Origin of the sequence: Streptomyces regalis (assembly GCF_001509475.1) — a bacterium.
Lineage (GTDB): Bacteria > Actinomycetota > Actinomycetes > Streptomycetales > Streptomycetaceae > Streptomyces > Streptomyces regalis.
Genome location: NZ_LLZG01000016.1, coordinates 25,322 through 32,416 on the forward strand (window position 1 = coordinate 25,322; position 7,095 = coordinate 32,416).

At 70.8% G+C, this 7,095-nt stretch carries 6 protein-coding genes; 3 read left to right on the top strand and 3 right to left on the bottom strand.

Annotated features, from left to right (window positions below):
• Nucleotides 1–36: 36 nt before the first annotated feature.
• The 3 genes from ADL12_RS04525 to ADL12_RS04530 all read right to left on the bottom strand — a co-directional run bounded on the left by ADL12_RS04525 (nt 37) and on the right by ADL12_RS04530 (nt 2,797).
• On the bottom strand, nt 37–1,227 hold the full coding sequence (locus ADL12_RS04525; RefSeq protein WP_062698704.1) for a pyridoxal phosphate-dependent aminotransferase: 1,191 nt from the start codon (nt 1,225–1,227) through the stop codon (nt 37–39).
• A 235-nt stretch (nt 1,228–1,462) separates the two neighbouring features.
• Nucleotides 1,463–1,711 carry a hypothetical protein gene (locus ADL12_RS53710; RefSeq protein ID WP_159053076.1) on the bottom strand — a complete coding sequence of 83 codons (249 nt, stop codon included), beginning with the start codon at nt 1,709–1,711 and terminating at the stop codon, nt 1,463–1,465.
• A gap of 627 nt (nt 1,712–2,338) precedes the next feature.
• Entirely contained in the window at nt 2,339–2,797 is a 459-nt protein-coding gene (locus ADL12_RS04530; RefSeq protein WP_159053077.1) for a DUF8189 domain-containing protein, read from the bottom strand.
• Nucleotides 2,798–3,775: 978 nt separating this feature from the next.
• Here ADL12_RS04530 and ADL12_RS04535 point away from each other — a divergent pair.
• From ADL12_RS04535 to ADL12_RS04545, 3 genes are read left to right on the top strand one after another with little or no spacing between them, the layout of a single operon-like run.
• A complete protein-coding gene (locus tag ADL12_RS04535) occupies nt 3,776–4,333 on the top strand; it encodes a DUF2617 family protein (protein ID WP_062698708.1) in 558 nt (185 codons plus the stop codon).
• Between the two features lie 36 nt (nt 4,334–4,369).
• Nucleotides 4,370–6,013: a polyamine aminopropyltransferase gene (locus ADL12_RS04540; protein WP_062698710.1), complete on the top strand. Its 1,644-nt coding sequence runs from the start codon at nt 4,370–4,372 to the stop codon at nt 6,011–6,013.
• Nucleotides 6,014–6,067: 54 nt separating this feature from the next.
• A complete protein-coding gene (locus tag ADL12_RS04545; RefSeq protein ID WP_062698736.1) occupies nt 6,068–6,907 on the top strand; it encodes an SRPBCC domain-containing protein in 840 nt (279 codons plus the stop codon).
• Nucleotides 6,908–7,095: the final 188 nt, after the last annotated feature.

Genomic DNA, 7,095 nt, shown 5'->3' on the forward strand with positions numbered 1-7,095 from the left:
GAAGAGCGGCGACAGCCCGCGACGCCGCCCCGGGCGTCAGCCCGCCAGGGACTTGAGCCGCCGCACCGCCTCCTCCAGCACCGCCGTCTGCTTGCAGAACGCGAACCGCACGAAGGGCGCCCCCGCCTCCCGGTGGTCGTAGAAGACCGCGTTGGGGATGGCGACCACCCCGGCCCGCTCCGGCAGCGCGCGGCAGAAGGCGAAGCCGTCGCTCTCGCCGAGAGGCCGGATGTCGGTGGTGATGAAGTAGGTGCCGGCGGGCTTGAAGACCTCGAACCCCGCCTCCGTCAGACCTGCGGCCAGCAGGTCCCGCTTGGTCAGCATGTCCTCGCGGAAGGCCGCGAAGTAGCTGTCGGGCAGGGCGAGGGCCTCGGCGACCGCGTACTGGAACGGCCCCGACGACACGTACGTCAGGAACTGCTTCGCCGACCGCACCGCCGTGACCAGGCCGGACGCCGCGGTCACCCAGCCGACCTTCCAGCCGGTGAAGGAGAACGTCTTGCCCGCCGACCCGATGGTCACCGTCCGCTCGCGCATGCCCGGGAAGCTCGCGAGCGGCAGGTGCTCGGCGTCGTCGAAGACCAGGTGCTCGTACACCTCGTCGGTCACTACGAGCAGGTCCCGCTCGACCGCCAGCTCGGCGATCGCGGCGAGCTCCGCACGGGTGAGGACCGTGCCGGTGGGGTTGTGCGGGGTGTTGATCAGCAGCAGGCGCGTACGGTCGGTGACGGCCGCGCGCAGCTCGTCGAGGTCCAGACGGAAGCTGCCCTCGTGCGGGCGCAGGGTGACCGGCACGCGCGTGCCGCCCGCCATGGCGATGCAGGCCGCGTACGAGTCGTAGTACGGCTCGAAGGCGATCACCTCGTCGCCGGGCTCCAGCAGCGCGAGCAGCGCGGCCGCGATGGCCTCGGTGGCACCCGCGGTGACCAGGACCTCCGTGTCCGGGTCGTACGACAGCCCGTAGCGCCGCTCCTGGTGGGCGGCGACGGCGCCCCGCAGCTCGGGGACGCCCGGGCCCGGCGGGTACTGGTTGCCGCGCCCGTCCCGCAGGGCCCGCACGGCCGCCTCGCGGACCTCCTCGGGGCCGTCGGTGTCGGGGAAGCCCTGACCCAGATTGAGGGACCCGGTCCGCAGGGCCAGCTGGGACATCTCGGCGAAGATCGTCGTCCCGAACTCGGCGAGCCGGCGGTTGAGCAGCGGGCGGGAGGTGGAGGTCATGCCGGTCATCCTGCGCCCAAGCTCTGGACTTCCTCAACTCACGTTTGGGGTCGGGCACCTGCGGAGGGACCCAACAGGCCACCTCCTAGCAGGGTTGAGCCGTCGGCAACTGTCATCGTCTGCCAGCGTTGGCCGCTCCCGGACGGCCCACAGACGGCCCGGCTCAGGGCCCGGAAGAGCCTCTGGCGCCAGCGGCAGGGGCAAGCGGCCGTGTGTACCGCGATCCTGTGGGTGACCATCACTATCAGGCAGGCGACCTATTTGAGGTCGCGCTGGTCGCTTTACCTGCGACCCCAAGCCCGACGAAGAACGCCAGCACGGCGGTAATCCATTGTCCATCGGTGATCGTCTCGAACCCTGTGTTTTCACCCTGAAGCGCAGTGACCATCGAAGAGAGGAAAGCGATCACGCCGCTCACCAGGGCCGAGACCACAGCCTTGGCATGCTTGAAAGTGAAATTCTTGACAGAATCCGCAGCGGATTCACTCACCATCTTCGACCCCGTAGTCGGCGCATTGTGGGGCGTCAATAGTCGTTCAGCAAAGCAGTTGGCGAAGCAGGTGACACGCACACGCGCTGAAATGTGTACTTATGGTGACGCCGATGGGTGAAGAAGGCTGCACCACACCCCGCTGCTGCGATCCATCGGGATCATGGTGGGCGACACGCAGCGTAGCCGCGACCGGCACCGCCACCGACTCCTCACGCTGTCCCGCGCACCCGCCGGGCCGGGCCGCACACCAGTGGCCCGGACACGTCGAAGCTGCGGACGCTGGGGCGCTGCGATACACCAACTCTCCAGGACGGCGACCGGCCCAGTGCAGGCGTGGGAGGCCGAACGGACCGCCCTCGAAGACGCGGCCTAGCGGGCATGGTGTGGCGCAGCAACTTCAACGGCAAGGCGGGCGAGAACATCAAGGCCGTCAGCGAGTACATGGGGCATGCTGGCCCGGGGCTGACGCTGCGGGTGTAGCGCATTTCCCAGGAAGATCACAGCCCAACGAGTCTTTGACGGCCCTGAAATGCCTACCTGCACAGTTCAAGGGCCTTTCCTCGGTGGGCCCTTCCCGCGTAAGACGCTCGGCTGGGAGACCCCAGCCGAGCGCCGGATGTCTCGGGATCAGGCGGGCGGACCGTCGAAGGGGGACCAGTTGGTCCAGGCGTCGTCCGGGTTGGTGCTCACCTTCCACGAGGAAACCGAACCGGTGTCGGTGCCGACCACGATCTGTGGACGGCCGTCCGTCAGGGTGGCCACACCCACGCTGCGGGCTGATCCCGGCAGGTCGTTGAACTTCGTCCAGTCGGCCCAGGCGGCGCTCGCGTCGGTGGTCACCTTCCAGGTCGTCCAGAGCTCGCCGCCCTCGGTCGCGGCGAATATCTGCGGCCGTTCGTCCGTGAGCGGGGCCGCAGCGAGCGACACCACACGGCCGTGGTCGAAGTTGAACGGCTGCCAGGGGGTCCAAGCGGCACTCGGGAGCTCGCTCACCTTCCACCTGGTGAACAGCCCATGGTTGCTTCCCGCGAACACCTGCGGGCGGCCGTCCGTGAGCCGTGCTGACGTCATGCTTCGAACAGACATATGATCCGACTCCTTTTCTGAACGCCCAGGCAGGCGTTCATGTCCCACGTCCCTCCCTCCAATCCAGCGTTCGTGCAGACGCACGTACCCGCAAGTGGAGCACTCGGCGGCACGTGGCGGCTCGTTGCATGGAAAGATCACGGCCCGCAGACGGCCCAGTGGGACTCCGACGGCCCCTGAAATGCCCTTCTGTGCAGGTCAGGGGCCGTTGCCCCGAGAGAACCCTCTGAACTTCCTCAACTCTGCTTTGGGCCGTGAGACGGCCGGGCATCTGACCCCCACGCACCGAGCGGGAGGCGCCCACGGGGGGACGCCTCGGTCCGCTTCGGGGGAACGGAAGGAGGCTGACGCCATGGCCACAGTATTCGTGGGGGCGCTGGTCGCAGTGGCGTTCGTAGGGATCGTCGTGTCCATCGCACGCGCCGGCAGGCGTCCGGCCCACCGCACGCACAGCCGGCGGGGCGGCTCGCACGGCAGCGGAAGCGGCAGCTGGTGGGCCGGCGGAGGAGACAGCGGCGGCTCGTCCTGCGGGGGTGGCTCGTCCTGCTCAGGCGGGTCGTCCTGCGGAGGAGGGGGCGGGGGCGGATGCGGTGGCGGAGGCAGCTGACACGGGGCAGCTGAGCTCCCCGAGGGGGAACCGCATCCGGACGGAGCGGGGCCGGTACCTGGGACCGGCCCCGCTTTGCTGTTTCCCGCACGGCTTTCGGTGAGGCCGAGTGAGCCCCGGCGTACGCCGGAGTTGAACAGTTGAGCTGATAAGCCCTCCGAGGGATGGAAACCCTACGAACTTGGGTAAAAACGCTGTGACGGCGCCACCGTTCATGATTCAGTGAAATTCACCAACGCAGCCCCTCGGACGTCCCGCGGACACCCTTCTGACCGGCCGACTGGGCTGACCCGGCCGACCTCCCGGTGTCGGCCGGGGGTGCGCCGGAGACCCGACACCTCCCTTTCTTTGCGTGCTTGCGGAGCCCATCCATGCTCACGACCCTGAACACCGCCTATACCGACACGCGCGCGGCCGACCTCGCCTGGGCCCTGGGGCGGGAGCCGCTGCCCGCACTGGCCACACTCGACCTCGAACTGACCGGCGCAAAGCTTCAGTTGAGACTGCTCGGCGCGTCCCACCAGGTACTCCTGGAGGAGGAGCGGGGCATCTGCTCGGAGACGGTGGCCTGCATGCCCGGCAGCAGCACGCCCCTTCCGCTCGGGGTGGCCAAGCGGGTGGGCGACTGGGAGTACGAGTTCGCGGCCCGGGTGGAGATCCTGTCGCCGGGTCAGTTCGCGGGCCGCGCACAGGAGTTGCTGGCCCTGGTCGCCGATCATCCGCACGGCCTCGCCGGCGTGTTCCCCGGCAGCCCGCACGCCTTCACCGCGCTGCTGGCCCAGCACCACGAGGGGCAGATGCACTGGCGGACGTGGCACGCGTATCCGCAGGACGGGCAGTTGGTGGCCACGCGGACGCGGGTGGGGGTGCGGGTGGTCGCAGGGCGGCGACGCAAACGTCCCCCGCATCAACAACACACGTGTGGGTGACGAAGCGTGCAGCAGGCGTAACGTACCGTCGGCAACGTGATCGAACCGCACGCACCCGCCCCGCCCGGCACAGCGCCGCCCCGGGGCGGCTGCGCGCGGCTCCCGGTCCGGCCGGCCACGGGGCGGTTCCTGGTCCTCGCGGGCGTCTTCGTCTGCGCCGCCTGCGGACTCGTGTACGAACTCGAACTCGTCGCCCTGGCCTCCTACTTGATCGGCGACTCGGTCACCCAGGCCTCCGTCGTCCTGTCCGTCATGGTCTTCGCGATGGGCATCGGCTCCCTCTTCGCCAAGCGCCTGCGCCCGCTGGCCGCCGCCGGCTTCGGGGCCGTCGAGGCCGTCCTCGCCCTCGTCGGCGGCTGCAGCGCGCTCGCCCTGTACGCCGTCTTCGCCTGGACCGGCGACTGGGGCGGGATGTGGGCCAACGGCCCGCGCTGTCTCCTCGTCGCCTTCTCCCTCACCATCGGCCTGCTGATCGGCGCCGAGGTGCCGCTGCTGATGGAGCTGATCCAGCGCATCCGGCGCCAGGACGCGGGCGGCGCGGTGGCCGACCTGTTCGCCGCGGACTACGTCGGTGCCCTCGTCGGCGGCCTCGCCTTCCCCTTCCTTCTCCTGCCGCTGCTCGGCCAGTTGACCGCGACCCTGATCACCGGCGCCGTCAACGCCGTCGCGGGCGGCGCGCTGGTCCTCGGCCTGTTCCGCGGGGACCTCACCCGCCGCGCCCGCTGGCTGCTGGTCATCGCCAACGTCACGGTGCTCGGCGTCCTCGCCGCCGCCGCCGTACTCGTCGACGACTTCGAACGGGCGGCCCGGCACGCGGTGTACGGGCGGGACGTACGCGTGGCGCTCCAGACGGACGTCCAGGAGGTCGTCATCACCGGCGGCACGAACGGCCGCCCGCTCGACCTCTTCCTCGACGGCCGCCTTCGGGTCAGCGGCCGCGACGAGCGCCGCTACCACGAGGCGCTGGTCCACCCCGCGATGAGCGGCGAGCACAGACGCGTACTGATCCTCGGCGGTGGGAGCGGGCTGGCGGCGCGCGAGGTACTGCGCTACCCCGGGGTGCACCGGGTCGACGTGGTGGAGGCCGACGCCGGTGTGGTGCGGTTGGCGCGCCGGGACCCGCCGCTGTCGAAGCTCAACCGCCATGCCTACGACGACCACCGCGTCCACGTCATGACGGGCGACGCCTTCCGCCGGCTGCGGGCGGCGGCTCCGGCGACGTACGACGTCGTGATCTCGGACCTGCCCGACCCCGGCATCACGGCCAGCACGAAGCTGTACTCACAGGAGTTCTACGGCCTCGCCCGCCGAGCCCTGACCCCGCGCGGACGCCTCGCGGTCCACGCCGGTCCGGTCTCCTCCCGCCCCCGCCTGTTCTGGACGGTCGACACGACACTCCGCGCGGCGGGCCTGCGCACGGCCCCCTACTGCGTCCGGGGCCGTGAGTCCGGCTTCGCCCCGGGCCCCGACCGCACGGCAGGCCCGACGCGGGCACCGCACGACTGGGGGTTCATCCTGGCGCGGCGGGGGGAGCGGCCGGTGCTGCGGCTCGGTGCGGGGGAGCGGGTGCCGCGGTTGGGGACGTTGACGCAGGAGGGGCTGGTGGCGGATGCGTGGGTGGCGGAGGGGACTCGGGTCGGAGGGCTGGGGGTGTCGACGTTGATGCATCCGCGGTACTGAGAATCCTCGGATGTGCGGGTGCGCTTCGCGCCATGCTGGGTAGGCTCGCTCACCATGGAGCATGAGGTGTTCGTTCCGGTTGCGGCCGAGCGGCTCAGGGAGGTGCTGGCCGATCCCGTACGGGTTGCCCGGGCGGTCCCCGGGCTCCAACAGGACGCCGGTGCCGAGCCTGTCGCCGGGCGGCTGAAAGTGCGCGTCGGTGGTCACACCATCACCTACCGGGGTGCTGTGCGGGTGTCCGAGCGCGAGGACGGTTCGTACGCCGTCGAGGGCGACGCGACCGAGGCGCGGGGCACCGGTTCTGTGAAGCTCGCGTTGACGGTGCGGGTGCGGGAGGCCGACGGTGGGTCCGCCGTGACGTTCGCGGGGACTGCCTCTGCGGATGGGCGGGTCGCGGAGTTCCCGGCGGAGGCGGTCCGGTCGGCCGTGGCTCGGTTGCTGAGCCGGTTCGGGGAGCAGCTCGGGGTGGTGGCCGGGGAAGCGTCTTCGCCCGAGGCCCTTGAGGGCTCGGAGGAGTCGGAGGAGTTGGAGGAGCTGGCTCCCGGGGAGTTCGAAACGCGGGTCACCAGTGACTTCGAGACGACGCCGGATGCGGATGATGCGCCGGCGCCTGCGCCGGAGCCGGGGCCGTCTTCGCCCGGGCCGGGGGCGGACGAGGGTGAGGGTGTCTCGGACGGTGAGCCTGCTGTTGCTGAGGCGGCTCATGCTCGGCGGACGATGATCGGGCGTAGTGCGGAGGAAGTGGATCATGCCCCGCCGCGGGGGCGGTATGCGCCGGTTCCGGCGCCGCAGACCGTGGTGCCGGGTTCTGCGTTGCGGTGGGCGGCTCCGGCGGCGGCGGTGGTGCTGGCGTCGGCGATCGTGGTGGGGCGGATGCTTCGGCGGCGCCGCTGAGGGGTTTCGCCCCCGCCGCCCCTACCCGTCCCATCCCCAGGGGCTGCCGCCCCTTCGACCCCGCCTCCTGGGGGCCTGCGGCCCCCAGACCCCCGCTTCGGCCCTGAACGGGCCTCGTCCTCAAACGCCGGACGGGCTGAAATGCACGGACCGGCGCTGAGAAGCGACGGCCGGTGCGGGAGGCGAAA